Origin of the sequence: Geminisphaera colitermitum TAV2 (genome assembly GCF_000171235.2) — a bacterium.
GTDB lineage: Bacteria > Verrucomicrobiota > Verrucomicrobiia > Opitutales > Opitutaceae > Geminisphaera > Geminisphaera colitermitum.
The window spans coordinates 12917-38813 of the sequence record NZ_ABEA03000117.1 but is presented as its reverse complement, the minus strand read 5'-3'; the positions used below and the strand labels follow the sequence as shown (position 1 = coordinate 38813).

The window sequence follows — 25897 nt, the reverse complement described above, 5'->3', positions numbered from 1 at the left end:
TTTATAATACTAAAGATCGGATTTATTCCCGGGCAATGGCAGGCGTGCCAATATTGCATCAAGAATCGGCTTAAATTCGGATTTTTCCAAAGGATGTCCGGCCGATATACGAATAAAGAACTGTTCTTCTCTCTGATTAACCCCTCGTTCAAACATATCAATAAAAACAGCATACCACGGAGGTACGTGTCCTGTAGCGTAAGATTTCACATCTACTCCAACCACATGCCAAAACCAAACGTATTCGTTATGCCCTTGAGCACTAAATACACGCCCCTCAGCCGGAGGCAGTATTTTATTGTTTGCCGACAAACCGGATATCGTTTCACTTTCCTCCTTTTTCCACCCATTACCCACCCAGCATACATCAGGCGTATGGCCCGCCACCAAGCGGTGTGACATTTTGCCTGGTGTCCAGTAGGCGATATAGACGGAAAGGCGATTTACTCCATCGTTATAATCGACAAGAATACCATCGTCGTAATTGAGTATTTCTCCCACGGCCTTCTGCATCTCGGGCGTATCCGCAATCGGTTTCTCCGTCATGGTCCATCCCGGAGGCGGTGGCGGAAGCAGGTCTTTCAGTTTGCCGTGAAACTTGGGTTCTGTAATCCGACTATTGCCATAGATCACCAAACCCACCCCCAAAAGCAAAATGCTTGCCATCACGATCAGGGTAATAAGCAGGGACTTTTTCATAAAATGGGAAATGAGCTGGGAGATGGAAGCTATGAGCTTGGAGCTGAAAGCTTGGAGATGGAAGCTATGAACTGGGAGCGATAAGCTTGGAGCTTGGAGCTTATGAGCTGAGAGTTATTAGCTGGGAGCTAGAGTTTCCAATGCTTGCCAGTAAAAATCATCGCCTTCTTTTGGCGTGTAAACCGAGCAGCAAAGGTGAGAAATTCCATATACTCCACAGAGGACAAACGAATTACAGGTTGCCTCTCCGGCGGCCAACCCACCGAAGATTTTAATAACTGCTCTTTTTCGATCTCACTTAAGCGCGCCATATATCCCTTTCATTTCTGGAAGTTTTCCCTCCAAATGAAATAAACGTAAGGGCACTTTGGAAAAGGCATTTTCAACCGCGAATGAACGCGAATACAGACCAATTAACTTAATGATCAACACCTGTTTTGTAATAGGTAACATCATTCGCGTCTATTCGCGTCCATTCGCGGTTGATTCGTTGGATTGGAAAAGGAGAGTTTTTCAAAGTGCCCTTTAGCTATCGTCAGAAAACAACACCTGTCTCTTTCACCATCGCGTGTGTAGCCCTCCGCTAGAGCATTGTCGGTTTATTTTGTCTCACGCAGAGACGCGGAGAACGCAGAGTCAGAAAAATGTAATATTTTTAATTTAATTATAATTAGAGCAGTTTCATTTAAACTGTAGCCATTTGATACCTGGTAGGGAGGCCTCTCCGAGGCCTCCGCCGTGCGTAGTGTGGGAATGCGAAATTCATAGGTAGATGGAGCGTGGTTTCGGAGGCCTCGGAGAGGCCTCCCTACCGTTAAGATAACGGCTACAGTTTTGAATAAAATGCTCTATGAGCTGGGAGCTTCCAGCTCACTTCCCCAAACCATAAGCGCGGAAGCCGATGGAGTGGAGCTTCTCCAAATCAAGAATGTTGCGGCCATCGAAGAGGAAGGCGGGTTTTTGCATGGCAGCATAGATTTTTTCGAAATCAAGCATCTTGAATTCATCCCACTCGGTCAGAATCGCAATGGCGTGTGCACCCGACGCTGCTTCATCGGCGTTTGCCGCGATAGTCAGCTTTGAGCCGAGAGCTTTGAGCTGGGAGCTTTGAGGTGTTATTCCCAACACGTCCTCATGGATTTTTTCGGCGGAGACCTTGGGATCGTAAACGACTACGTTGGCCTGCTCCTCCAAGAGGTCGCGCACCACAGCGATCGCCGGGGATTCACGGGTGTCATTGGTGTCCTTCTTGAAGGCAAAACCGAGCACGGCAATTTTTTTGTCCGCCACGGTATTGAACAGAGTGCGCACAATTCTGGCGGCAAAGCGATGCTTCTGCCAGTTGTTGATCTTGATGACGTTGTCCCAATAGGCAGCGACTTCAGGCAGGCCGAAATATTCGCAAAGATAGACAAGATTGAGGATATCTTTCTGGAAGCAGGAGCCGCCAAAGCCCACCGAGGCTTTGAGAAATTTGGGGCCGATCCGGGAATCCCTGCCGATGGCGTGGGCCACTTCGTCCACATTGGCTCCCGTGGCTTCGCACAGGGCGGAAATGGAATTGATCGAGCTGATGCGCTGGGCCAGAAAGGCATTGGCCACGAGCTTGGAGAGTTCCGACGACCAAAGATTGGTCGTGATGATCCGCTCACGCGGCACCCAGCGGGCATAAACGCTCACGAGGGTTTCGATGGCATTCTGCCCTTCCGGGGTGCGCTCGCCGCCTATAAGCACACGATCCGGATTTTGCAGGTCGACGACAGCGGTGCCTTCAGCCAGAAACTCGGGATTGGAGAGAACCTGAAAACTCGACCCGTTGCCATTGGAACGGAGGATTTCCTGAATCGTCTCGGCGGTTTTGACGGGGATGGTGGATTTCTCGACAATGATTTTGGGAGTCGTCGCCACTTCGGCAATCGTGCGCGCCACGGATTCGATATAGCGCAAGTCGGCGGCCCGCCCGGCACCGACGCCATAGGTCTTGGTAGGCGTATTGACCGAGACAAAGATAATGTCGGCCTTGGCAATGGCCCCTTTGACATCGGTGGAGAAAAATAGATTTTTCCCGCGCCGTGCTTTGACGATCTCATCCAGCCCGGGTTCATAAACCGGCAGGACATCGGAATTCCACGCCTTGATCCTGACTTCATTAAGGTCAACGACCGTAACCGTTATATCATGCGCCTTGAGCGCAATCATGGCCATGGTCGGGCCACCCACATAACCCGCTCCAATGCAACATATATTCATCAGTGAAAAAACTAAAACGCTAAAAAGCTAAAAACCAAAATGGATCAGTGGCCCTGAAGCACAGAAACAGGGACAGTGATTGAAAATAAATTTATATTTAAACATTTTACTGAATTTTACGCCGAACCTGGACAACGATTGAGGTAAAGATTGCCATCAGTTCACGAGCTTCACCTAAAAGCCATATTACCTCGGAACTCACTATACCACAGTCTTCATTGAGAAATTCCAGCCAGAGATGACTTTCGTCGGTTTCTTGTAGAAGCCCATCTAGAGCATTTTCAGTTGAAGTGTATCCGTTGTCTTAATGGTAGGGAGGCCTCTCCGAGGCCTCCGTGAGCGTGGTGAGAGGATACGAAACTCATAGGTGCTTGGAGCGTGATTTCGGAGGCCTCGGAGAGGCCTCCCTACCAGGTATCAAATGGCTACAGCCTAAATGAAACTGCTCTAATATAAAAACGGATTAGGGCATTGTCGGTTCAATTTGTCGCAAAATTTAAGAGATCACGCAGAGACGCAGAGGCGCAGAGAAAACACAGATTGCTAATTATAAATAAATTACAAACATTGTATTTTTCCGACTCTGCGTTCTCTGCGTCTCTGCGTGAGACAAAATAAACCGAAAATGCTCTATTTGAGAACCAAAAGTCTTGGTCCGCTTACGAAGTTCATCAGAGATGCGGCTCATTTTTTTTAACGCTGAAAGGCTGAAATCAAAATGCGCCGCCTCCGCGCAGAAAGATCGGAAGGACTGTTAAATTTCAGCTTTTAGTATTTTAGCTTTTTAGCGTTTTTCTGAAGTATTCAATGGTTCTCTTCAGTCCGTCTTCCAATGGGATGGTGGGCGACCAGTTCAGGTGTTTTTGCGCGAGGGTGATATCGGGTCGGCGTTGTTTGGGATCATCGGCCGGGAGAGGGTGATGCACGATCTTGGATTTGCCGCCGATCAGCTTGAGCGTCAATTCCGCCAGTTGCAGCATCGTGAACTCACCAGGATTGCCAATATTGATCGGTCCGGTGACGTGATCCTGATTCATCAACCGAATAAACCCTTCGATCAAGTCGTCCACGTAACAGAAGGAGCGCGTTTGGGTTCCGTCGCCATAGATGGTCAGATCCTCGCCCTTGAGCGCCTGGACAATGAAATTGGAAACCACGCGGCCATCATTGGGATGCATCCGGGGGCCGTAGGTATTAAAGATGCGGACGATGCGGACATCGACCTTGTTCTGGCGGTGGTAATCCATGAACAGCGTCTCAGCGCAGCGTTTGCCTTCATCATAGCAGGAACGAATGCCGATCGGGTTGACGTTGCCCCAATAGCTCTCCGGCTGCGGATGCACGGAAGGATCGCCGTAAACTTCGCTCGTACTCGCTTGAAACACCCGGGCGCGGGTGCGTTTGGCCAAGCCGAGACAATTGATCGCCCCCATGACCGAAGTTTTTACCGTCTTGATCGCGTTGTATTGGTAGTGAACCGGCGAGGCGGGACAGGCCAGATTGTAAATCTGGTCCACCTCGAACTTAAACGGGTCAATAACATCGTGCCGGACGAGTTCGAAATTGGGATGGCCGATCAGATGAGCGACGTTAGTTCGCCGCCCGGTGAAAAAGTTATCCAAGCAAATCACTTCATGACCAGCCTCAATGAGGCGGTCGCATAGATGGGAGCCGAGAAATCCGGCCCCGCCAGTAACAAGAATGCGGAGGGACATAGGGAAAAATTGTGAGCTATGGCTTGGAGCTATGAGCTCGGAGCTCGGAGCGTGGAGCGTGGTTTTCAACCGAGCTTCGCCCCGTCACGTCCCGGAGACGTAACCATAATGAGAAGAAATGTGGTTCGTGCGGTCCATGCCGCATGAGAAAAACTAACCTAATAAACGCGCGACCACCGGCAGGACGGTTCTCGCCCGGCCCGGCCACGTCTGCAACTTCGACAATCGAGCAGCCATCACCTTGCGTTGCTCGTCACCCGACGCCGCAAAATCTTTCTCTTTGAGAACGCCCGCCCGTTCTTTCCAGAGATCAATCTCCGGCTGGATGCGCTCGCGGATAAAACCGCCCACCAACTGGCGCAATTCCACCACCGGTTCAAAAAATTCCCGCCGATCACCCACCACCACCACGGACTTGATCGCACCCCAAGTGCGTAAAAACCGCAGTCCCTGGCTCACCGAGCCTTTGCTGATTTTAAGCCTCTCAACAATATCCTGCGAAGAAAGCGGAACGGGAGTCGCAAAAAGCAGGCCGTAAATCTCTCCCAACGAACGAGGGGCCCCCACCGATTGCGCAAGCTGCACAAAAATCGCAACGACCTGACGCTCGGCTGCTCCCAGCGCGGGAATCTTGGACGTCTCCGGCTCCGCGGCATCCTCCATCCCGGCCAGATCTTCCTCGGGGAGAAGCGCGGAATTGGTGGAGACTCGACTCATGAAGACGAAAGCACATCGTTTTTTTCAGTTAGTTCAATCCAAAATGAACTTATTAGGGCCAGTTTCTTTTGGAATGAGTGCCTAACTGCCAGCCTTGCAGGGGCTAGTTCCTGACTTTCAAACTCACATCCGGTGTTCGTTTCTCTGTAATTCGCGGCTTTACGCAGGTTGACCGAGTTGTTTCGCTCTGCCTCTTTCGCATTTCATCATGGCCTCCCAGAAAACCAAATCACCAGCACTCGCAGGCGACGATCGCAACCTTGTCCAAGTAGATGAGACCTACGCCGCCGCCAGTTTTGAAGACAAGGCGCGCCTGTTTTGGGGCAAGTATTCCCGCATTGTCTGGGCGCTCATCGTCATCGCCATGCTCTTGATTGTAAGCCGCTGGGTCATGGCCACGCTTGCCGCCCGCCATGACGAAAAGGTGCAACGCGCCTACCAGACCGCCACGACCGACGAGGCCCGCCGCCAGTTTGCCAAAGAAAACTCGCGCCACGTCCTCGGCGCCGCCGCCAGCCTCGAACTCGCCGACGCTGCGTATTCGAAAGCCGACTACACGGCCGCCCTCGCCGCCTACAATGAGGCCGCCGCCAGCCTCGCCGGCACTCCCTTCGCCGCCCGCGCGCGCCTTGGCGCCGCCATGTCGCAGGTGCTCGGCGGACAGACCGAGGCCGGCCAGAAATCCCTCCGCCTGCTTTCCGACGACATCAATCTCTCCGCGCCGATCCGCGCCGAGGCCGCCTACCACCTCGCCGTCCTGCTCCGTGACGCGGGCAAGACCGAGGACGCCGGCAAGCTGGCCGAGCAAATTTTCAGCATCGCCCCCTCCAGCGTGTGGGCGCAGCGCGGCATGATGCTCAAGGCCCAGCTCCCGGCCGCGCCCGCCGCCGACACGGCCCCCGCCGCAACAGCAACGGGCGAAGCCACCAGCACCCCCGTGATCGCGTTTCCCGCACCCGCGGCCAACCCCTGAGGCGCCCCCCCCTACCCCTCCACTCCGTCAGCTTTTCCCCAGGACGTTTTGCAACGCGTGCAGCAGGCGGTCGCTCCAATACTGGCCTGCGACCGTCAACGGCCATTCGCCTCCCCAGGCCGTGGTCACCAAACCCGCACCACGCCATTGCTCCAGCAGGCGGCCGGCCTCGCGTCGTGCTTCGCCGGATACGCCGCGCCACGCCGCCGGGGCCAGCCGGCACGTCTCGATCTGCGCCGACAAAAGCTCCTCCCACTCCGGACCAGGCTCGCGCCATCCAAGACAGGGCTTTGAGCCGTTGCCAACCGCCGCGAACCAGCCGTCCAGTCCCGGTGTATTGACAAAACCATGACGCTGCCAGCGTCCGCCCGCGCCGCACCCGAGCGGCACGATGTCGCCCTCGCCCTTGGCCAGCCGGTTGTAAACGCTCGCCTCCGCCGCGCCCGGACGCGCCCAGTGCCAGCGCGACAATCGCGTCCAGCCCGCCTCGCGCAGCACCGCCTCGCCGCGCGCGAACCGGCGCGCCATCTCCGCCTCCGTCGCGGGGAGCACGCGCCTCCCGTCCCCCCCTCCCCCCCCCGCCTCCGCCTGGCGCGCCAGCGGACTGCCGGGAAAAATTTTCAACCGGTAGAGATCGACCCCGGAAACCGCCCGCTCCGCGATCACTGTTTCCAAATCGCGTTCCCAACTCGCATCGGTCTGGCCCGGCAGACCGTAAATCAGATCCACGATCACCGGCGCGCCGCCTTCACCGTTCGCGGCGCGCCCGGCGGCGGCACCGATCTCGCGCAGCCGCGCGATGAGCGGAGCCGTGTCGAGGCGCCGCCCCACGGCGCGGCGCACGCCGCCGTCGAACGTTTGCACCCCGAGTGAAAAACGCGTGGCGCCCGCAGCCCGGCAAACAGCGATTTTTTCCCCGTCAAAGGAACTTGGCCGCCCCTCGATCGTGATCTCTGCGTCGTCCGCCACTGGCAGCCGTTCGCGGATGCGCGCGATCAACTCCGCCAGCGCCTCACCCGGCAGGTCGCTCGGTGTGCCTCCGCCAAAATAAACCGCCCGGGCCGGCTCAATATCCGGCAACTCCTCCAGCGGCGCGGCGGCGAGATCAATCTCCCGCAGCAACGCGTCGCGGTAAGGCCGCCAGTCCGCCGGGTCGGCATAGCGGTAGAACGGGCAAAACGAACACCGCGCCCCGCAAAACGGGAAATGCACATAAATCGCCAGCGCCCTCCCGCCCCTCCCGCCCGTCGTTCCCGCAACAACATCCGCCCATTCGTGCGTCCTTGCAGCAGGCGCATCAAAAGTGGCGCGGGCGTCCCGCCCGCTTCGGAACAAAGGAAGCGGGCGAGACGCCCGCGCCACATTCTCTTTTTCCGATGCCGTCTTCATTGCCTCCTCCAGCGACGCCAGTGCGCGCAGCGCATGCGGCGGCAGCGTTGCCTCGATGGCGGCACGCGCCACGGGATCATCCTTCGCCGCCTGCAAGGCGTCGAAAATCCGGATGGCATGAGCCGGCATCGCCGCCTTCATCTTCACCACCGGATCGCTTTCCGGGGCAAGCAGCGGTGCTGCCGACGCAGTCGGCGGAGTCCTCCTCGGTCCGCGCGGCGGGAGCGCGGGCAAGTCGAACGCGGAAGTCAGGGGATCGACTCCGGTGCGGGCAAAATAACGGTCAACAGTTGTGGTTGCAGTGGGCATCAAAATCAGGGCGAAGGAAACACGGCATGGGGTCCGAGGATGAAATGCGGCGGATAGCCGGGCAGGGAAATGCGCCGGGCCTCGACTCCGAACACATCGAGGATGCGCGACGCCGTCAGTGTCGCATCGACGGAACCGGCGGCGGCCACGCGCCCGCCCCGGATCAGCAGCACGTCGTCGGCGTAGGCCAGCGCCAGATTGATGTCGTGCAGGATCGCCACCACCGTCACACCTGCGTCCGCCAGTCCGCGCGCCAGAGCGAGCGTCGAGTGCTGGTGCGCCGGATCGAGGTTGGAAGTCGGCTCGTCGAGCAGCAGAGTGCGCCGCGTCTCTCTCCCCCCCCCCCCCCCCCCCCCCGTCTCCCATATTTGCGCCAGCGCGCGCGCCAGATGCACGCGTTGTTTCTCGCCTCCGGAAAGCGTCGTGTAGATGCGGTTGATCGCATGCCCCATGTCCACCCGCTCCAGCGCCTCGCGCACGATTGCGTGGTCCCGCGCCGTCTCGCCGCCCTGCGAATGCGGCATCCGGCCCAGCAGCACCACTTCGCCGACCCGAAACGGGAAACTCAACAACGACTCCTGCGGCAGCACCGCCCGCCGCCGCGCCAGTTCCAGCGCCGGCCACTCCGCCAGCGAACGCTCATCGAGCGCCACCGTGCCGGCGTCGGGTTTCAACTCCGCGGACAACACGCGCAGCAGCGTGCTCTTGCCCGCTCCGTTGGGACCCAGGATCGCCGTGAACCGGCCACGACGAAACGCGCACGTCACGCCGTCGAGGATGGCCCGCCCCCCGCGCCGTACCGTCGCGCCCGACGTGTGCAGATCGACAGGGTCCTCAATGGAAGCGGCAAATGTAAATGCGTTGTTCATCGTCATCATCCGGCGGCCTGCCGACGGTTGCGCAAAAGGCTGAAAAATACCGGCGCACCGATCGCCGCCGTGACGATCCCCACCGGCAGTTCCGCCGGCGCGGCGGCGAAGCGAGAAAAAGTGTCTGCCGCCAGCAACAGCGCTCCGCCCAAAATCGCCGACGCGGGCATCACGCCGCGATGATCGGGGCCGGTCAACTGACGCACCACATGCGGCACCACAAGCCCGATGAAGCCCAGCCCGCCCGCCACCGAAACGCCCGCGCCCACGCCCGCCGCCGTAGCGAAAATCAGGATACGCTTGGTGCGCTGCAAATCGACGCCGAGGTGACCCGCCTCCGTTTCGCCGAGCAGCAGCGCGTTGAGCGCGCGCGCCTGCCGCGGCACCAGCCACAGCGCGCCCAGCAAAAACGGCGCGGCGGCGGCCAGCCGGGGCCAGCTCACGTTGCCCAGGTTGCCCAGCGTCCAGAAGGTGAACTGGCGCAACTGGTCGTCATCCGAAAAAAACAGCACCAGTCCGATCACCGCGCCGCCCAGCGCATTGATGGCAATGCCAGCCAGCAGCATCAGACCGACCACGGTGCGTCCCTCGACCACCGCCGCGCGGTGCATCAACCACGTCACGCCCAAACCCGCCGCCAGTGCGCACACCGGCAGCGCGAACAAGCCCAGCGCCGCCGAGAATCCGGCCAGCGCGCCCGCCGCGAATTTCAGGTACAGCACGCTCCCGAGCGACGCACCGCTCGTCACGCCGATGAGACCGGGGTCGGCCAGCGGATTGCGAAACAGCCCCTGCATCCCCGCGCCGCAAACGCCCAGCACCGCGCCGATCATCAACGCCGCCAGCGCACGCGGCAGCCGGATGTTGTAGATGATCGTCTGCTGCACCGCGGAGAGTTCCGCCGTGCGACCAAGCAACGCGTTCCACAAGGTTTCGAGGGTGACGAGCGACGGCCCCAATCGCATCGCCAGCACAAACAGTAGTGCCATCACCACTACACTCGCCACGATCACGCAACGGCGTCCACGCAGGGGGGGGGGGGGGGGAGGGAGGACAGGTAGGGAGGCCTCTCCGAGGCCTCCGTTGCGCGTCACGGAAGGATTCACGTTCTATTGGGCGTTGGGTGATCGTAGCGTTGCGGAGGCCTCGGAGAGGCCTCCCTACCGGTGTTGTCCTGCCGTTAAACTTGTTGGATACGTTTTCCCCGTCACTGGACAGCGCAGCACGCCGTCGCTGGCGGTCTTTGGCGTGACGCCGGCGGTCGCGCCTGCATTCGCCCCCGCCGCTTGTGGCGATGCGGAGTCCGCGGGAAACAACAGCTTCGACACCTCCATCGCGGCATCGCCGAGACGGGGGCCGAAAACCAGATGATAACCGAGATCGAGCGGATACACGCGTTTCTCGCGCCCGGCCCGCGTCTGACTGATCCAGTCAGGCACCGTGTGCGAGGGCGCAGCCGGATTGACGCCGTAAAAGATGACGTCCGGGTCGCCCGCCAGCAGGGACTCCGAACTCACCGACTTGTAATTGCTCACGTCGTCAAATGCGTTCGCACCGCCGACCAGCGCAATCAGGGCGTCGGCCGCCGTTCCCTGACCCGCCGCTTGCACCGTCGCCGGTCCCATGCCGATCAAAAACGCCACGCGCGGCGTTTTTCCGGCGGCGGCGACGCGGGATGCTCCGCGCCCGACGACCGCCTCCAGTTGCGACTTCAGCGTGGCGGCGAGTGTCGCCGCCTCGTCCTCGCGGTGCAGCACGCCGCCGATTTGCGTGATCATGGCAATCGCCGCATCCGCCGAGGGCCGTGTGTCGATGCGCACAAGTTGCACGCCGGATTTTTCGAGCACCTGCACCTGGCTTTCGGGACCGGTGCCGCGTGCGGCGAGGATGAGCGTGGGGTTTTGCGAGAGCACGCCCTCGGCGCCGATGGTGCGAAAGTAGCCGACATCGGGCAGCGCGGTTGCCTCTTTTGGATACACGCTCGACATGTCGCGCGCCACGACTTCGCCGCCCGCGCCGAGCGCGAAAACGGTTTCAGTCACCGCGCCGCCCAGGGTCACGATGCGCGGCGGCGCGGCGGAGTGCGCGGCGCAGGCGAGAACGCCGGTCGTCAGCAGAACGCACGCCGTCCGATAAATATGTTTGGGAAATATGTTGGTCATTGGATTTTAAATACATGTAGGGGCTTCGCTTGCGAAGCCCGCGAGTTGCAAGTATGCCGCGTCCGGCAGACACGGGCTTCGCAAGCGAAGCCCCTACATCGGACTACAAAAATTTACTCAGCTTTTGCGGATCACCGTGTGGCCGGTGTCCTGATGTCGGAGCAGGTCGGTCCAGTCCGCCGGGTTGACGTCGAAGGCGGCGGCGAAACCGGCGACGAGGCGGCCTTTCCCGGGCGTGAGGCGGACCATCTCGAAGTCGGACATCAACTCCATCTGGCCCATGATGGGACCGAATTTTTGTTTCATCGCATCCATCGCCGCCGTGAACTCCGGCGTGTCGCGCGGCACGGGCGCGGCGGTGCAGGCGAAGGTAAGGCGGCGGCGGGCCAGGATTTGTTTGGCGGCGGCCTCGTCCTCAACCACAAGCACGCTGGCGCGACCGGTGGCGCGAAGGTTGTGTGTGTGGGCGGACATGGTGCTCACATAAACGAGGAACGAGCCTTCCGCATAAACCGCGCCCGTGACCGATGCCTCGGGTTCGCCGGCGACGGAAACGGTGCTCAGGTGAATCGTCTTGAATGTGTCGCGCAGATGCGCGGCGGCTTCTTGCGCGCGACGAAAGGCGTCGCTGACACGCGGAGCCGCGCCGGGGGGGGGGGGGGGGAGGGATGTGGTGGTTGCGGGTGAAGCCGGAACCGACGCATGACGTGCGCCGCCTCCAAAGCCGGGCACTTGGGGAGCGCTGCCGCCGAGTGCGCTGGCGGCGGCGATGGCCATTTCGACAAGGACGGTGTGCGCATCGCCCGGACCGGACAGCGGCTCGGCAAAGGCGATGGAAACCGGGCGTATTTCGCCGGAGGGCAGCGTGGCATCAAGCGTGATGCCGAGTTGGTTGACGTCAGTGAGTTTGGCGGTGATCGCTTCGGGCAGCGCGCCGTAATGGCGCACGTAGTCGAGGTTGGCGTCGGAGTGGTCCTCATTCATGTGGTCGAGGATGCGAGCAAGGTGCTCTGGCCTAAAAAAGGCTTCGGAGGAGGCCGTGGTCGTAGGCAGCGGTGCAGTGGCGGTGGTCATGGTGGTGTGTTGGATTGGATTATGATGAAGAGAATTTATTTGGTCGGTTTTGACTGAAACGGGAAAAGAGAGGCGACCAGAGCCGCCCCTCTTTTAGAGAATCTGCAGATGCAATTTGTTGTTTTTGCTGATGATTGATTGGACGTTACGTAACCAACCCAGGAGGGCGGGTCTCCCGACCCGCCAGACGCGGCATAGCCGCGCATTCCGGAATTGCGGCGCTTCGCGCCGTCGGCGGGTCGGGAGACCCGCCCTCCTTAGGGGCTGTCTGCGTAACATCAGTGTTATGATATAAAAAATCAGCGCCGGTGACGGCGAAGGATCATGACGCCAGCGAGTGCCAGTCCGCCGATGATGGCGGCGTAGGTGGCGGGCTCGGGGACAGCGGCCGCATCGATGCGAATGCCGTCAACCGACACGTGACCGGGAGGACTGGTGATCCCGATCGCAAACGTGTCGAACGCACTGATGTTGAGACCAGTCCATGTCCATGCATAGATAAAGAAAGAATTACTCTCAATCCCCTTATCGATAAGCACTTGAGACCCTTCTCCCCATCCAATGGGAGTATTGATGGTGAAGAAACTCTCCGCGGCATCCTGTTTTGCCTCATCTGTTCCCGATTGCAGCGGGGTGGTGAACTTGATCTGCAATGAGAAGGTCTCGATCACTTGGGCCGCAGTGACATTGATCGTGAAATCGAAAGCGTTGGGCGTGGGTCCAGAGCCGGCATACAACCGGTCGCCTGAACCAAGAACCATGCCTGCGGCTAGCGAGGATGAAAGCGTGGCGGTGAAATCGATATCATTGAAGTTGTCAGGCGTGTCGTTGGTGAAACTGACGCTGGAGAACGTATCCCAATGGGCATAGCCGGCGGAGGACGTGGCGAGTCCGAGCGAGGTCGCGTTGACGTTAACGGTGATGCCAAGGATGGCGCTTAGCAGCATGGTTTTTAGTATGTTGTGCATGTGTTGTGGTAGGTTTGGGTATTCACACTCCCCGCCGGAATTTCCGGCAGGGGGGAAATCATGTCAGACGGAAGAGTCTAATCAGGCCTTGCGGCGGCGGAGGATCATCACGCCCACGAGTGCCAGTCCGCCGATGATGGCAGCATAGGTGGCAGGTTCGGGGACGGCGGCGAGCAAGGCATGCTGCGTGTAAACGCTACTCTGATCGAGTTGCAGTGCGTAGAGCTGCGCGTGCTGGACGGCGGTGAAACTGATGCTGATGCCAGTAATCGTTTCGGTGACACCACTCAGATCCCACTGGAGCAGGTAGGTGTTAAGATAGATGGGTTCGTCCTGCATGGCGCCATCGGGACCGGTGGGCATCTCAACCGTTCCATTCTCGACTTTTTCAATCACCTTCCAAGCCGTCGCCCCGATCGTCGCATTTCCGGATTCGAAGCTGTAGGTCAACGTGGGAAGCTCATGGTTGAAAAAATCGTAGGTCCAGGCTTCGCCGATCTCGATTTGGAATAAAACGTTGGCGAGGTCGGCGACCGGAGTCGCATCAGTGACGGCAAGGGTGCCGCCATTGGTGTTAGCCTCACCCGAAAAGCCTCCGTAATAGATGGACCCGCCTGCCGGGTAAGGTCCGCCACCGGTACCATTGGCAATCTTCACGAGTTGAGCGTCGCCACCGACAACCGATTCGATGGGGCGCGGCCAAGCTCCAGTGCCCGGAAAACCCGGAAAACCGGAATTGCTCCCGATGGTTAGCGATGCGTTGGTCCACCCGTCCGTGGACGTATTGCCTGTAAGAGCAATAGCAATAGGCGTCGCCGTGGCCAGCGAGGCGGTGAGGGCAAATGCCGCAAGCATGGAAACGGCAATGGCGAATCTGGAGAACGGAATCATCCTGGATGGTTTCATATATATGTATGGTTTTATTGCGTTATCGTATTATATTTCCTGCCCCATCCACTTGGGCTGGAATTCCAGCCAGGCGGACAATGCATCGGAAAAGCGTTTTATTGGCTCACCCGCATCTAAGAGTCCGAATTCGGGGAGTAGGACGGGTTGTCGGTAAGTCGGGCTACATTTGACCAAAGGCGCATGTCACGAAGCTGCGAGGAGCGAAGGCGTTCCACGTGCCCATCAAGAAAACCAACCACCGCCCCTCCACCATGCCGAAAGGCAACGTAGCCATAGGTATAATCAAGACTGGCATCCGCAGCCGGCTCAGACGGATCGCCCGGAACCGTCCATGTGTAAGGAGCCTGAACCCTGAAAAAACCCGACTTGAGATCCAGCGCCCGATTGATGGATGAAGTGAAAACGATGAGTTTTTGGGAAGCTTCCGCATCTTCAAGCCGTCTGACAGGTCCACCGGGAATCACCGTACTCCCCCCACCCACAAAAACCTCGTTCATCCCAAATGAAGGGGATAGTGTCAGATGGTAGTCGAGAAGCCATCCGCTTTGAGTCGCCTGAAGCTGGTCGTAATACTCGGCTTGCTCGTTAACATAAAGGACCGCCCTGAAGCGATTACCAAGGTAAGGCCGGAGGCGATGAGCCCAACGGACTTTTATCTGACTCATTGATATCTGCCCACCCGTCTCGTTTGTCACACCGAGTGCAGCCACCGCCGCCCGCTGCTCAGCAGTGGTCGTCGCCAACTCGCCTTGCATAAGGCGCCCGCGCTCATCTTCCGCCGCAAGATAATAGGCCACCATCAGTTGACGGGCCGCCGAAGTCTCGCGGCTGGAGTAGGCATGACGCCGGCAAAGTCCAACCGTCGGAACGATTATCGCCGCGAGCACTCCGATAATCGTGATCACGGCCAATAACTCGATGAGCGTGAAACCAGCCCTCCCATTTCGCGTTTTGTAAAAACAACTCTTCATGTGACGACCAACCGCCCCTACCCTCTCAGGTAAGGCGATTCCCTCCACGGGGTAGTCGTGAGGAGCCAGTGGCGACTGGCTCCTGATTGATGTGTGCTGGAATTGACATTGATTAACGGGAGTGAAACTCAGTCTCAAGAGAGAACCAAGTAGATCTCCTTTGCGAGCGCATTAGCTTATTTTACTTTGCTATTTTTTTACCCTGATTTGCTTGAGCGCAACAAATGCATGGCCGCATCAAATGATGCTTTCAGTCGCAATTCTCTTTCAGCCAATTTCTTATCAACATAATCAGGACGTTGCGCACTACGCATTTCTAACCACCACCTGCCGGCCCAAACGGAAACAGCAGCAGCGACACCGCCTCCACCGCCTCGCCCAAGTGCGGGCCAAACATCAGATGAAACCCGAGATCAAGCGGTTGCACGCGCCCTTCGCGTCCCGCGCGAGTCTGGCTGACCCAGCTTGGAATCAGCGGCGCAGGCACGTCGGAGGTAATCGCATAAAAAATCACGTCCGGATCGCGCGCCCGCAGGGCTTCCGCACTCACCACTTTGTAGTTGCGCGCATCACCAAATACGTTGGCCCCTCCGGCCAGCGTAATCACCTCGTCGGCCGCCGTCCCAAATCCCGCCGCCTGCACCGTCGTCGGCCCCATCGAAATCAAAAACGCCACACGCGGTGTGCGTCCGATGGCGGCGGCAGCGGCAGTGCTGCGTTTCCTTACGGTCGTCAGTTTTGTCTTCAAAGCGGCCACCAAGCGCGACGCCTCCGCTTCGAGATGCAGCGCCACACCGATCCGGGTAATCATCGAAACCGTCGCATCCACCGATGGCCGCTCGTCGAGATGCACGAGTTCCACGCCCGATTGCTCCAGCAACGCCACCTGGCTGTCCGGTCCCGTGCCGCCTGCGGCCAGGACCAGCGTTGGCTTTTGCGCCAGTATCCGCGCCGCCTCGATCGTGCGAAAATACCCCGCGTCAGGCAGCGCCTGCGCCTCTTTCGGATGTGTGCTCGATGTGTCGCGCGCCACAATCTCGTCACCCGCTCCCAACGCGTAAACCGTCTCCGTCACCGCCGCGCCCAGAGTCACGATCCGCCGCGGCGGCTTCGCATCAGTGGTGATGGCGGAGGCGCCCGGATCAGTGAACGCGACGACGCACACCAGCGGGCCAAGCGCCCCGGTCAGGAGGCGGCGGCAAAGGATCCCTCCGCGCCTGCAAGTGGAACGTGTCATTGGATTTCAGTTACATTTCCGATTGTAGCCATTGTCTTGACGGTAGGGAGGCCTCTCCGAGGCCTCCGTTGTGCGTAGTGAGAGGATGCGAAACTCATAGGTGGATGGAGCGTGGTTTCGGAGGCCTCGGAGATGCCTCCCTACCAGGTATCAAATGGCTACAGTTTAAATGAAACTGCCCCAGGAAGATGCGGCCCAAACGGAGATCAGCCGTTGAGGACGCGTCTCGGTCGAAGACGTCAGTTTGAGCCACGTTCGCCGCCCGAAGACTGGCGTTGCTGAACGGTGTGTCCGGTGTCGTTGACATGACTAAGCTGGGACCAGTCCGCCGGGTTGACTTCATAGGCCTGCCCAAAACCGGCCACGAGGCGGCCACGCTTGGGGGCAAGTTGCACGAGTTCAAAATCCACCATGGATTCGAGGTGCTCCATCACGGGGCCGAATTTTTGTTTCAACGCGGCGAAGATTTCGATGAACCGCGGCGTGCCACGCGCCACGGGAGTGGCCGATGTGGCGAAGGTCAACCGGCGACGGGCGAGAAGCTGGCGCGCGCTGGATTCGTCTTCGATGACAAACACACTGGCCCGTTTCGTCACGCGGATGTTGTGCGTATGATGCGACAGGCCGCTGATATAGACGTAAAACGCCCCGTCCGCAAAAACCGCCGGCGCCACCGAGGCATCGGGTTCGCCGTCGCCGGACACCGTGCCGAGGATCACCGTCTTGAAATTTTCCCGCAAAAAAACAGCCGCCTCCCGCGCCCGTTTTTGGGCGTCACCGCCGCCCGCCGAACGGCCTTCGCCACCGGCCCCGCCTCCGTGCCCGCGTCCGGCGGCCGCCGGGTGCGTGCTGTTGGCGGCCTGGGACTGCGGGCCCGCAAGCGCGCCAGCGGCTGCGACAGCCATCTCGACCAGCACGGGATGCGCATCCGCCGAGGAAGCAAGCGGTTGGGCAAATGCGATGAATACGGGACGCACTTCGCCTCCCGGCAAGGTGGCTTCAAGGTAAATGCCATTGGCATCAAGATCGGTAAGCCGGGCGGCAATGGCGGCGGGCAACGAGCCAAAATGGCGGACGTAGTTCAAGTTGGCGTCAGCGTGGTCCTCGTTCATGTGCTCAAGGATGCGCTCCCGATGGCCGGGCTTGAAAAAAGTGGCGGACGATTCGGACGTGGTGGCAGACACAGGTGAAGGGTGGAGAAATTTGATCGAACAACAAAAGCCAAGAAGCACATTTTTTAACCATTATAAGATCGGTGAATCTTTCGCCACCTTGCCCGATTCCCCCGTTACCCGGTTGCCCGATTTTCAGACCCGCGCCGCCCCCGCTGCATCCTCCCCCCCCCCCCTGTCCTTTCTGTCCGGCGCGAAGGGATGTCCGGCGGAAGATGTCTTGCGAGGGTTTGCGTGATGAAGCAGTCTGGCCGCCAGCCTTCAACGGAACTGCGAAAGGTTCGTCCGCTTCCCGCCGCCTGCCACTCGCATCCTCCCTTCAACTACGCGCCATGTATCTGAATCTCATTCAAATCGCCGAGTCGTTCGGAGTCTCGGAAAAGGTCGTCGAGGACTGGATCAAACATGACGGGCTGCCCATCACGCCTGACCGCGGACGGCTCCTGTTTGACCGCACCCAAGTGGCCAACTGGGCGACGGCGCGCGGGCTTGCCGCCAGAACCGGTTTCCTTGCGCCCGCCAACCCGTCCCTCGCCACGGCACTGCGACTGGAGCCATTGCTGCGCGCCGGACGCATCTGGCGCGATGTCGCGGCGGCCGGACTCACCCGGGTGATCGACCAGATCGTAGGGGGGCTGCCCGGCGTCACACCGCCGATTCGCCAGCTTTTGCTGCAACGACTGCACGCGAAGGGCGGCATCACGTTCGCGCCTGTTGGCGGCGGCTTTGCGATACCGCACCCGACCACGCGCATCGCGCTGGGCCGCGACTCGGGCACCCTGGCACTCGTGCTCCTGCGCGAACCGCTGGTGCTGGACGAACCCACCCCGGACGGAATGCCGGTGACGCGCCTGTTTTTTTTCATCGCTCCCTCGCCCCGCACGCATCTCGACCTGCTCGGACGCCTGTGCCGCCTGATCGCGCGCGGGCCACTGCGCGACGCGGTTGAACACGCTGCGCCCGACGAAACAATTTTCGCGGTCCTCGCCGCAGCCGACGCCGCAGCCGCAATCGGCAATGCTAATCCCCAGAAATGATTTCCGCCGTATTTCGTCGTATAACAACTGCGGCGCGGGAGCGCCTGGGAGCGCCGGCATCCTGCCGGCACGGATTGGAAGTGGCGCGGGCGTCCCGCCCGCTTCGGAACAAAGGAAGCGGGCGGGACGCCCGCGCCACGCCAAGACAACGACGCTACGCGTTGTTTGCCGGCAGGATGCCGGCGGTCCCAGGCGCTCCCGCGCCGCAGTTGTTTGGCCATGACATGGGAGGGTTTTGTTTATGATTCCCAACGTCCTGCTCTCGCTCGCAGCGCTCTGTCTGGTGGCGACGCTCATCCCGGCGCGGTGGCTGTCGCGTGAAAACTGGCTCGCGCTCGTGCTCGGCGCGTGCGTCGCCGGGCTCGCGGCATCGGTGTGCGTGCTGGCGGGGGGGGGGGGCAACGCGCTCGACGCCACGAACACGGAGGGCTGGGTCTGGCGGGGCGGATTCGCCATCGCGGGCGAAACGCCGCTGCTGCGGCTCGACGGAATCAGCGCCCTGTTTCTCGCCCTGCTCTGCGTGGTGGGCGGGGCGGGAGCGGTTTATGGACTCGAATACTGGAGCGACGAACACTATCCCGCGTCAGCGCGACGCGGGCGCGGCTGGTGGAGCATGATGATCCTGTGCATGGGCCTGGTGCTGCTCAACGGCAACGGGCTGCATTTCCTCATCGCGTGGGAGTTGTTTGCGGTGAGTAGTTATTTTCTCATTACACTGGACCGGCGGCGCGAGGAGACGCGCGCGGCGGGCTGGCTCTACCTGGCGGCGTCGCACGCGGGCACGTTGTGCCTGTTCGCATTTTTCGCCACGCTCGCGGCGCGCACCGGGAGTTGGGAACTGGGCCCGGCTCTGCGCGAACAACTCGCCGCCGCCAATTCCGCCACCGGCGGCACCGGCGTGCTGTTCTGGCTGATGCTGGTGGCGTTTGGGATCAAGGCGGGGCTTTTCCCGCTGCATGTCTGGCTGCCAACGGCGCACGCCAACGCACCGAGTCATGTGTCGGCTTTGATGTCGGGCGTGGCGATCAAGATGGGGATTTACGGGCTGATCCGCTTCACCGGATGGCTGCCGGTGCCGGCGGCGGCGGGCTGGGTGGTCATTGGAATCGGCGCGACAAGCGCGCTGCTCGGCATCGCCTTCGCCTTTGCCCAGACCGACCTCAAACGGCTGCTCGCCTACTGCTCGGTGGAAAACGTCGGCGTCATGGCCATCGGCATCGGCGGGGCGCTGATCGGCGCCGCCAGTGAAGACGCGGCCTGGGGGCGTCTGTTGCTGGCGGGCGCGCTGTTGCATGTGTGGAATCACGGACTGTTCAAGGCACTGTTGTTTTTTGGCGCGGGCGCGGTGCTGCATGCCACGGGCACGCGCGAGATGAGCCGGCTGGGCGGGTTGTGGCAACGGATGCCGTGGACGGCGGCGGCGTTTGCGTTGGGCGCGGCGGCGGTGTCGGCCCTGCCTCCGCTCAACGGATTTGTCAGCGAATGGCTGATCTACCTCGGGCTCTTCGACGCGGCCACCAGCCAGGGCGCGGTGATGTGGGCGGCGATGCCGGCAGTGGTCATGCTGGCGATGTCGGGCGCGCTGGCTCTGGCGAGTTTCGTGAAGGCGGGGGCGACGGTGTTTCTCGGCGCGCCGCGCACGGCGGCGGCGGCGCACGCGCACGAATGCGGTCCGTTGATGCGCGGCGCGATGTGGACGATGGCGGGCTTGTGTGTGGCGCTTGGACTTGGCCCCGTTCTGGTGTGGCCCGCGGTGATGCGTGCAGTCAACGCGTGGGGGCATGCCGCGGCGATTGCGCAATCCCTCCCCTCCCCCCCCCCCCCCCCCCCCCTCGCACCACCACTTGGCACGCTGGCACTGGTGCATGTGCTGGTTGCGGGACTTTTTGCGGGCGCGGGCGTGTGGTTGTGGCGCCGCGTCAAGACCGGGCGCGGCACAGCGGACTCAACGGCAACGGCAAACGCAGCGCACGCGGCGACACCCCGGCGCGGTCCAACATGGGATTGTGGATACGCGCAACCGACGGCGCGAATGCAATACACGGGCGGCTCGTTTGCCGGGATTGTGGCGGAGTGGTTCGGCTGGATTTTCCGTTCCGAGAAACGACTGCGGCGTCCGCACGGTGTTTTCCCGGCGGAGGCAAGCCTGATGGAACGGGTGCCCGAGACCGTGCTGGAACGCGTCATCGGTCCGGCGGCGCGCGGCGTGATGCGCGTCAACGCGGCGGTGCGCCGCCTGCAACACGGACGCCTGCAATTTTACATCGCCTACCTCGCCTGCGGCCTCGCCGTGCTGGGCGTGATCGTTTGGTGGAGTTAACTTCTTTCGAAAACGCCATGCTTTTAAAATTAACCACAAAGACACAAAGCGCCCGCTCCGCAACCGAAGCAGCCGAAGCAAGCGAAGGAAGAAGGGCTCACGCAGAGACGCAGAGACGCAGAGAAAAAACTGAACCTTCTTTTATTGTTTTCTCTGCGCCTTTGCGTCTCTGCGTGAGATTTTTCTCTGTCTCGTACCATCAGGGGATCATGCTCTTTTGTACGCGATTCCTCAGGATAGTGTCTCCGTGTCTCTGTGGTTAATTCATTCCGATGACCTTGCTCACCACACTTCTCGACCTCGTGCTCCGGCTGGCGTTCTGGCTGGTGGTGGCGCCGCTGTTGCCGGGCATCATCAACCGCGTGAAGGCCTGGGTCGCGGGACGACGCGGGCCGCCGTTGCTGCAACTTTATTATGATCTGGCGCGCCTGTGGCGAAAGGGCGTCGTGCTCAGTTCGCTGGCGTCGCCGGGTTTCGTCGCGGGGCCGGCCATCGGCTGGGTGGCGGTGCTCGGGGCCGCGTTGCTCCTGCCGCTCGGCCCGGCGGGGACGCTGGCGCCGTTCAAGGGCGACGCGCTGCTGTTCGTTTACCTGCTCGCGGTGGCGCGGTTTTGCACGGCGTGGGCGGCTCTGGAAACCGGCTCGGCCTTCGAGGGCATGGGCGCGGCGCGCGAGGTGAGCTTCGCCGTGCTGGCGGAGGCGGCGCTCATCACGGCGGTGCTGGCCCTCGGCGTGCAAAGCGGAAGCGTCGTGCTGGATGTCATGCTGGATCAACTACCGGGCGGCGGCGCGCTGATGCTGGCGGCGGGGCTTTTTGCGGTGTTGCTCCTGGAAAACTGCCGCGTGCCGTTTGACGATCCCAACACGCACCTTGAACTCACGATGATCCACGAGGCCATGGTGCTCGACCATAGCGGTCCGCCGCTGGCGGTGATCCTGCACGGCGCGTCGATGAAGTTGTTGTTGTTCGCCGTGCTGCTGCCGCAGACGGTGCTGCCCATTGGCGGGATGTCCGCTCCGGTAGGCGCGGCGATGATGGCGGGCTCGGTCTTGATCGTGACGATTTGCGTGGGGCTGGTGGAGTCATTCCTGGCGCGACTCGCGTTCCGTCAGGTGCCGCTGCTGCTGACGACGGCGTTTTTGCTGTGCCTGTTCGCGCTGCTGCTGGCGTTGAAGGGGGGGGGCGCGGCATGAGCAGTATCGGAGACGCAACTACGCTCAACACCGCGGCCAATCTGCTGATCGGGCTGGCAATGGGGCTCAATCTTGTGGCGCTGGCAAGCAGCCGTCTGCCAAGCGTGATCCGCGCGGTGGCCGTGCAGGGGATGGCCCTGGGGGTGCTGCCGGTGTTGATCGAAACGCGGTTTGACTGGCGCGTGTGGCTGGTGGCGCTGACGACCGTGGCTGTGAAGGGTTTTGTCATTTCGCATCTGCTGCACCGGGCGATGCGCGCGGCCAACATCGAGCGCGAGATGGAGCCGCTGATCGGCTACGTGCCGTCGCTCCTGCTGGGCACCGCAGGCACCATCGCGGCGGTGGCATGGGCGCGCGCCCTGCCCCTGCTGCCCGAACACGCAAACACGTTGCTCGTGCCGGGGGCGCTGGCATCGGTGCTCACTGGTTTCGTGCTGCTGGTTGGACGCTCCAAGGCAATCGCGCAGGTGTGCGGCTATCTGATTTTGGAGAACGGGATTTATCTGTTCGGGCTGCTTTTGATCCACTCGACGCCGTTGCTGGTGGAGTCGGGGATTTTGCTGGATCTCACGGTGGGCGTATTCGTCATCGGCATCATCGTTGACCGCATCCAGCGCACGTTCGACTCCCTCGATACGGGCAAACTCACCACGCTCAAGGAATGAACTCCATGGCCGCGCACTTTCTCATTTTGATTCCTTTCCTCGGCGCCGCGCTTGCGGCGGCGTGGCCGGGGCGGCTGTCGCAGGCGCGCCCGTGGTTGCTGCCAGCGACGGCGGTCGTTCATGCGGGGCTGGCGGTCTGGCTGCTGGTGAATCCGCCGGTGGTCGGCGCGAGGGCGTGGATCGGTTTCGATGCGGTGGCGCGGGCCACGCTGCCCGCAGTGTCACTGTTGTTTCTCGCGTGCTCGGCCTATGGCGTGGCCTACCTGCGGGCGCGGGCGGAGCGACCGAACCGGATGTTCACGGTGTTGCTGTTATTGTTGCTCGGTTTGTTGAGCGCGGGTTTGCAGGCGCGCCATCTGGGACTGCTCTGGATCGCCACGGAGGCGCTGACGCTGGCCACGGTGCCGCTGCTGCACTTCGCCGGGACGAGCCGGGCGGTCGAGGCGACGTGGAAATACCTGCTCGTCGGGGGCACAGGCATCGCGCTGTCGCTGCTCGGGTCATTCGCGCTTGGATACGCGTCGCTGCATGGGGGGGGGGAGGGGGATTTGACGTTTGGCTCGTTGATGGCGCAGGGCGCGGGGCTGTCGCGTCCGTGGGTCCTGATCGCGTGGGTGCTGTTGCTCGTCGGTTATGGCACGAAGATGGGACTGGCCCCGATGCATACTTGGAAACCCGACGCCTACGGCGAGGCACCGGGCATCGTGGGGGCGATTCTGGCGGGCGGCGTGACGACGGTGGCGTTCACCGCACTGCTGCGCGTGCGCGCGGTCGTGGATGCGGCGGGCGAGGGCGGTGTGGCAGGGAGGACACTGATGGTCATCGGCCTTTTTTCGATGCTGGTGGCCGCCCTGTTCCTGCTCGGGACGCGGGATTTTAAGCGAATGCTCGCGTATTCAAGTGTTGAACACATGGGCATCCTGGTGATCGCCGCTTCGCTGGGCGCGGCGGGCGTGTGGGCGGCGCTGTTCCATGTGTGGACCAACGGACTGACCAAGGGCGCGCTGTTCCTGAGCGCGGGCAACATGCGGCGCGCGGCGGGGACGAGTTCGCTGGAGGTGGCGCGCGGCATGTCGGCGGTGACACCGCGTTCGGCGGCGGTGTTCGTGGCGGGGATGTTCGCGGTGACGGCGTGCCCGCCGTTTGGTCCGTTTTTCAGCGAACTGCGCATCGTGCTGGCGGCGTTCGCGGGCGGACACGGCATCACGGCGGGCTTGTTTCTTGGATGCCTGTTGTTCGCGTTTTTCGGGATGTCGCGCGTGGTGTTCGCAGTCGTGGATGGACGGGCGCGATCCGAGCGCGACAGAACCGGAAAGACAGGCGAATCGAGGGAGAAAAAGCTGCGCGTGCCTGAATCCAATGGCACCGTGATGCCCGCGCTTGCCTTGCTCGGATTGTCCTTGTGCTTGGGTCTGGCGACGCCCGCCGTGTTGCAGGAGGCGTGGACAAACGCAGTAGCGTCGTTGACTCCCCAACGCATCGAGAGCGAACCCGGTAGGGAGGCCTCTCCGAGGCCTCCGCTCCCACCGGAGATAGAGGACCTTGATCCCATCTCATCACCAGACATGTGCCCGGCATCGAAACAACAAGGAGTCACCGCGCCATGAGCAATTCGTCACCCTTTGCCCTGCTTCCCAATGCTTCCTGTCTGGCGTGGGCGGATGTGCCGGAATGGAGCGTATCCGATTTTCTGCGACATACGTCCGACGAACTGGCACGCGGAGCGCGGTTGTGCGCGCTGTTCGGCGTGCCGTCTGAAGGCGGCAAAACGCATCTGGTGGCGCTCATCGCCTTTGACTCCGACAACATGCTGGCCGTGGCGCGCAGCGAGTCGCTGGCCGCCGGCACCGCGTATCCGGCGCTGACGCCCGCTCATCCGCAGGCGCATCTGTTCGAGCGCGAAATCTGGGAGCAGCACGGCCTCGTGCCGCAGGGGCATCCGTGGCTCAAGCCCGTGCGCCGTGCCACGAGTGACGCCAGCAACGGCGGGCAGCACACGCTCCATGCGCCCACCAACGGAAATTTTTTTCAGGTGCAGGGGGCCGAAATTCACGAGGTGGCGGTGGGGCCGGTGCATGCGGGAATCATCGAACCGGGGCATTTTCGTTTTCAATGCGCGGGCGAGGAGGTGCTGCATTTGGAAATCGCGCTCGGTTACCAGCACCGCGGCGTGGAGGAGGCGCTGGCGGGCGGCCCGCACCTCGCGACGATGGTGCAGATGGAGACTGTCGCCGGCGACACCACTATCGCCCACGCGACGGCGCACGCAACTCTGCTTGAGACTTTGGGCACTTCGGGCGCGGGCGAAGCGCCGCTGCGTGCGCAGTGGGTGCGGCTCATCGCGCTGGAATTGGAACGCCTGGCCAACCACACAGGCGATCTCGGCGCACTGGCGGGCGATGTGGCTTTTCTTCCCACGATGTCGGCATGCGGGAAGATTCGCGGCGACTTCCTCAATCTCACGGCGTTGATCTGCGGCAATCGTTTCGGGCGCGGGTTGGTGAGACCGGGTGGTTGTCGTCATGATTTGGATACAACGCGCACTGCGTTGCTGGCGGAGCGGTTGCGCGCTGCGCTGGCCGACGTGGAGCAGGCTGCGGCGTGGTTGTGGGATGCGTCGGCGGTGCGGGCGCGTTTTGAAAACGTGGGCACGGTTTTTCCGCGACAGGCGCAGGAGACGGGTCTGGTAGGTCCGGCGGCGCGCGCCTGCGGTCTGGTGCGCGATGTGCGTTACGATCACCCGGCGGGCTGGCATCGGTTTGCGCAAGCGCCGGTCGCGGTGTGGCCGGGCGGCGATGTGTTTGCGCGGGCGCGGGTGCGCTGGCTGGAGATTCAGCGTTCGGGCCAGTTGGTGCTCGAACAACTCGAAGCGCCTGCCGAGGGTCCGATCCGCGACGAAGCCCCCCTCCCCCCCCCCGCCCCCGACACGCTGGCTGTTGCGCTGGTCGAGGGTTGGCGCGGCGAGGTGTGCCATGTTGCGCTGACAGACGCGGCGGGCCGTTTCCGGCGTTACAAGATCGTCGATCCGTCGTTTCACAACTGGACGGGCCTCGCCCTCGCGTTGCGCGGCCAGGCGATCTCCGATTTCCCCATCTGCAACAAAAGCTTCAACCTGTCCTACTGCGGCTTCGACCTGTGAAAAAATTAACCACAGAGACACGGAGGCACAGAGGAGCGATCCGAAAGGATATATGTATCTCCTTACAAAATCCTTTCTCATCCCACTCCGTGATTTTTTCTCTGTGTCTCCGTGTCTCTGTGGTTAACT

The 25897-nt window shown here is 61.2% G+C and carries 21 protein-coding genes; 7 read left to right on the top strand and 14 right to left on the bottom strand.

Features of this window, described 5'->3' with window-relative positions; genetic code table 11:
* Positions 1–9: 9 nt before the first annotated feature.
* From OBACDRAFT_RS26675 to OBACDRAFT_RS13930, 4 genes are all read right to left on the bottom strand, one after another.
* The gene (locus OBACDRAFT_RS26675; RefSeq protein WP_081722052.1) at positions 10–699 is read right to left on the bottom strand and encodes an exosortase-associated EpsI family protein; all 690 of its coding nucleotides are present in this window, start codon (positions 697–699) and stop codon (positions 10–12) included.
* Between the two features lie 870 nt (positions 700–1569).
* Entirely contained in the window at positions 1570–2949 is a 1380-nt protein-coding gene (locus OBACDRAFT_RS13940) for a UDP-glucose 6-dehydrogenase (RefSeq protein ID WP_043586562.1), read from the bottom strand.
* A 776-nt stretch (positions 2950–3725) separates the two neighbouring features.
* The gene (locus OBACDRAFT_RS13935) at positions 3726–4664 is read right to left on the bottom strand and encodes a UDP-glucuronic acid decarboxylase family protein (RefSeq protein ID WP_043586560.1); all 939 of its coding nucleotides are present in this window, start codon (positions 4662–4664) and stop codon (positions 3726–3728) included.
* 153 nt (positions 4665–4817) lie between these two features.
* The gene (locus tag OBACDRAFT_RS13930) at positions 4818–5381 is read right to left on the bottom strand and encodes a GbsR/MarR family transcriptional regulator (RefSeq protein WP_043586558.1); all 564 of its coding nucleotides are present in this window, start codon (positions 5379–5381) and stop codon (positions 4818–4820) included.
* A gap of 208 nt (positions 5382–5589) precedes the next feature.
* Here OBACDRAFT_RS13930 and OBACDRAFT_RS13925 point away from each other — a divergent pair, with 208 nt between their 5' ends.
* The gene (locus tag OBACDRAFT_RS13925) at positions 5590–6354 is read left to right on the top strand and encodes a hypothetical protein (protein ID WP_043586557.1); all 765 of its coding nucleotides are present in this window, start codon (positions 5590–5592) and stop codon (positions 6352–6354) included.
* A 27-nt stretch (positions 6355–6381) separates the two neighbouring features.
* Here the strand turns inward: OBACDRAFT_RS13925 and OBACDRAFT_RS13920 are convergent, their stop codons facing one another.
* From OBACDRAFT_RS13920 to OBACDRAFT_RS13875, 10 genes are all read right to left on the bottom strand, one after another.
* The gene (locus OBACDRAFT_RS13920) at positions 6382–8052 is read right to left on the bottom strand and encodes a radical SAM protein (RefSeq protein WP_043586556.1); all 1671 of its coding nucleotides are present in this window, start codon (positions 8050–8052) and stop codon (positions 6382–6384) included.
* 5 nt (positions 8053–8057) lie between these two features.
* Positions 8058–8921 (bottom strand): heme ABC transporter ATP-binding protein, encoded by an 864-nt coding sequence (locus OBACDRAFT_RS13915; RefSeq protein ID WP_232767146.1) that lies wholly within the window; start codon positions 8919–8921, stop codon positions 8058–8060.
* Positions 8922–8926: 5 nt separating this feature from the next.
* Complete coding sequence (locus tag OBACDRAFT_RS13910; RefSeq protein ID WP_232767141.1) at positions 8927–10027, bottom strand: FecCD family ABC transporter permease; 1101 nt, start codon at positions 10025–10027, stop codon at positions 8927–8929.
* A 54-nt stretch (positions 10028–10081) separates the two neighbouring features.
* Positions 10082–11083: a heme/hemin ABC transporter substrate-binding protein gene (locus OBACDRAFT_RS13905; RefSeq protein ID WP_052362004.1), complete on the bottom strand. Its 1002-nt coding sequence runs from the start codon at positions 11081–11083 to the stop codon at positions 10082–10084.
* A 117-nt stretch (positions 11084–11200) separates the two neighbouring features.
* Positions 11201–12157, bottom strand: a complete 957-nt coding sequence (locus OBACDRAFT_RS13900; protein ID WP_043586552.1) for a DUF2470 domain-containing protein — start codon at positions 12155–12157, stop codon at positions 11201–11203.
* Positions 12158–12456: 299 nt separating this feature from the next.
* Complete coding sequence (locus OBACDRAFT_RS13895; protein ID WP_043586551.1) at positions 12457–13125, bottom strand: PEP-CTERM sorting domain-containing protein; 669 nt, start codon at positions 13123–13125, stop codon at positions 12457–12459.
* Positions 13126–13206: 81 nt separating this feature from the next.
* On the bottom strand, positions 13207–14031 hold the full coding sequence (locus OBACDRAFT_RS13890; protein ID WP_157837077.1) for a PEP-CTERM sorting domain-containing protein: 825 nt from the start codon (positions 14029–14031) through the stop codon (positions 13207–13209).
* A gap of 116 nt (positions 14032–14147) precedes the next feature.
* Positions 14148–15005, bottom strand: a complete 858-nt coding sequence (locus tag OBACDRAFT_RS13885; protein ID WP_081722062.1) for a prepilin-type N-terminal cleavage/methylation domain-containing protein — start codon at positions 15003–15005, stop codon at positions 14148–14150.
* Between the two features lie 316 nt (positions 15006–15321).
* The gene (locus tag OBACDRAFT_RS13880) at positions 15322–16242 is read right to left on the bottom strand and encodes a heme/hemin ABC transporter substrate-binding protein (protein ID WP_052361998.1); all 921 of its coding nucleotides are present in this window, start codon (positions 16240–16242) and stop codon (positions 15322–15324) included.
* 239 nt (positions 16243–16481) lie between these two features.
* On the bottom strand, positions 16482–17426 hold the full coding sequence (locus OBACDRAFT_RS13875) for a DUF2470 domain-containing protein (RefSeq protein ID WP_052361996.1): 945 nt from the start codon (positions 17424–17426) through the stop codon (positions 16482–16484).
* Positions 17427–17746: 320 nt separating this feature from the next.
* On the opposite strand from OBACDRAFT_RS13875, the gene OBACDRAFT_RS13870 reads away from it, so the two are divergent.
* The 6 genes from OBACDRAFT_RS13870 to OBACDRAFT_RS13845 all read left to right on the top strand — a co-directional run bounded on the left by OBACDRAFT_RS13870 (position 17747) and on the right by OBACDRAFT_RS13845 (position 25768).
* A complete protein-coding gene (locus tag OBACDRAFT_RS13870) occupies positions 17747–18451 on the top strand; it encodes a PTS sugar transporter subunit IIA (protein ID WP_043586549.1) in 705 nt (234 codons plus the stop codon).
* Positions 18452–18692: 241 nt separating this feature from the next.
* Positions 18693–20771 carry a proton-conducting transporter transmembrane domain-containing protein gene (locus tag OBACDRAFT_RS13865; RefSeq protein WP_043586547.1) on the top strand — a complete coding sequence of 693 codons (2079 nt, stop codon included), beginning with the start codon at positions 18693–18695 and terminating at the stop codon, positions 20769–20771.
* A 272-nt stretch (positions 20772–21043) separates the two neighbouring features.
* Positions 21044–21964: a respiratory chain complex I subunit 1 family protein gene (locus OBACDRAFT_RS13860; protein WP_043586546.1), complete on the top strand. Its 921-nt coding sequence runs from the start codon at positions 21044–21046 to the stop codon at positions 21962–21964.
* Positions 21961–22629, top strand: a complete 669-nt coding sequence (locus OBACDRAFT_RS13855; protein WP_043586545.1) for a hydrogenase — start codon at positions 21961–21963, stop codon at positions 22627–22629. The genes OBACDRAFT_RS13860 and OBACDRAFT_RS13855 overlap by 4 nt, the downstream gene beginning before the upstream one ends.
* 5 nt (positions 22630–22634) lie before the next feature.
* Positions 22635–24236, top strand: a complete 1602-nt coding sequence (locus OBACDRAFT_RS13850) for a complex I subunit 5 family protein (RefSeq protein WP_081722060.1) — start codon at positions 22635–22637, stop codon at positions 24234–24236.
* Entirely contained in the window at positions 24233–25768 is a 1536-nt protein-coding gene (locus tag OBACDRAFT_RS13845) for a hydrogenase large subunit (RefSeq protein WP_043586543.1), read from the top strand. The genes OBACDRAFT_RS13850 and OBACDRAFT_RS13845 overlap by 4 nt, the downstream gene beginning before the upstream one ends.
* The last annotated feature ends 129 nt before the right edge of the window (positions 25769–25897 follow it).

What these genes read in the sequence shown, in the direction of transcription:
- OBACDRAFT_RS26675 (WP_081722052.1), bottom strand. Translation starts at nt 699, where the DNA reads ATGAAAAAGTCCCTGCTTATTACCCTGATCGTGATGGCAAGCATTTTG.
- OBACDRAFT_RS13940 (WP_043586562.1), bottom strand. Translation starts at nt 2,949, where the DNA reads ATGAATATATGTTGCATTGGAGCGGGTTATGTGGGTGGCCCGACCATG.
- OBACDRAFT_RS13935 (WP_043586560.1), bottom strand. Translation starts at nt 4,664, where the DNA reads ATGTCCCTCCGCATTCTTGTTACTGGCGGGGCCGGATTTCTCGGCTCC.
- OBACDRAFT_RS13930 (WP_043586558.1), bottom strand. Translation starts at nt 5,381, where the DNA reads ATGAGTCGAGTCTCCACCAATTCCGCGCTTCTCCCCGAGGAAGATCTG.
- OBACDRAFT_RS13925 (WP_043586557.1), top strand. Translation starts at nt 5,590, where the DNA reads ATGGCCTCCCAGAAAACCAAATCACCAGCACTCGCAGGCGACGATCGC.
- OBACDRAFT_RS13920 (WP_043586556.1), bottom strand. Translation starts at nt 8,052, where the DNA reads ATGCCCACTGCAACCACAACTGTTGACCGTTATTTTGCCCGCACCGGA.
- OBACDRAFT_RS13915 (WP_232767146.1), bottom strand. Translation starts at nt 8,921, where the DNA reads ATGAACAACGCATTTACATTTGCCGCTTCCATTGAGGACCCTGTCGAT.
- OBACDRAFT_RS13905 (WP_052362004.1), bottom strand. Translation starts at nt 11,083, where the DNA reads ATGACCAACATATTTCCCAAACATATTTATCGGACGGCGTGCGTTCTG.
- OBACDRAFT_RS13900 (WP_043586552.1), bottom strand. Translation starts at nt 12,157, where the DNA reads ATGACCACCGCCACTGCACCGCTGCCTACGACCACGGCCTCCTCCGAA.
- OBACDRAFT_RS13895 (WP_043586551.1), bottom strand. Translation starts at nt 13,125, where the DNA reads ATGCACAACATACTAAAAACCATGCTGCTAAGCGCCATCCTTGGCATC.
- OBACDRAFT_RS13890 (WP_157837077.1), bottom strand. Translation starts at nt 14,031, where the DNA reads ATGAAACCATCCAGGATGATTCCGTTCTCCAGATTCGCCATTGCCGTT.
- OBACDRAFT_RS13885 (WP_081722062.1), bottom strand. Translation starts at nt 15,005, where the DNA reads ATGAAGAGTTGTTTTTACAAAACGCGAAATGGGAGGGCTGGTTTCACG.
- OBACDRAFT_RS13880 (WP_052361998.1), bottom strand. Translation starts at nt 16,242, where the DNA reads ATGACACGTTCCACTTGCAGGCGCGGAGGGATCCTTTGCCGCCGCCTC.
- OBACDRAFT_RS13870 (WP_043586549.1), top strand. Translation starts at nt 17,747, where the DNA reads ATGTATCTGAATCTCATTCAAATCGCCGAGTCGTTCGGAGTCTCGGAA.
- OBACDRAFT_RS13865 (WP_043586547.1), top strand. Translation starts at nt 18,693, where the DNA reads ATGATTCCCAACGTCCTGCTCTCGCTCGCAGCGCTCTGTCTGGTGGCG.
- OBACDRAFT_RS13860 (WP_043586546.1), top strand. Translation starts at nt 21,044, where the DNA reads ATGACCTTGCTCACCACACTTCTCGACCTCGTGCTCCGGCTGGCGTTC.
- OBACDRAFT_RS13855 (WP_043586545.1), top strand. Translation starts at nt 21,961, where the DNA reads ATGAGCAGTATCGGAGACGCAACTACGCTCAACACCGCGGCCAATCTG.
- OBACDRAFT_RS13850 (WP_081722060.1), top strand. Translation starts at nt 22,635, where the DNA reads ATGGCCGCGCACTTTCTCATTTTGATTCCTTTCCTCGGCGCCGCGCTT.
- OBACDRAFT_RS13845 (WP_043586543.1), top strand. Translation starts at nt 24,233, where the DNA reads ATGAGCAATTCGTCACCCTTTGCCCTGCTTCCCAATGCTTCCTGTCTG.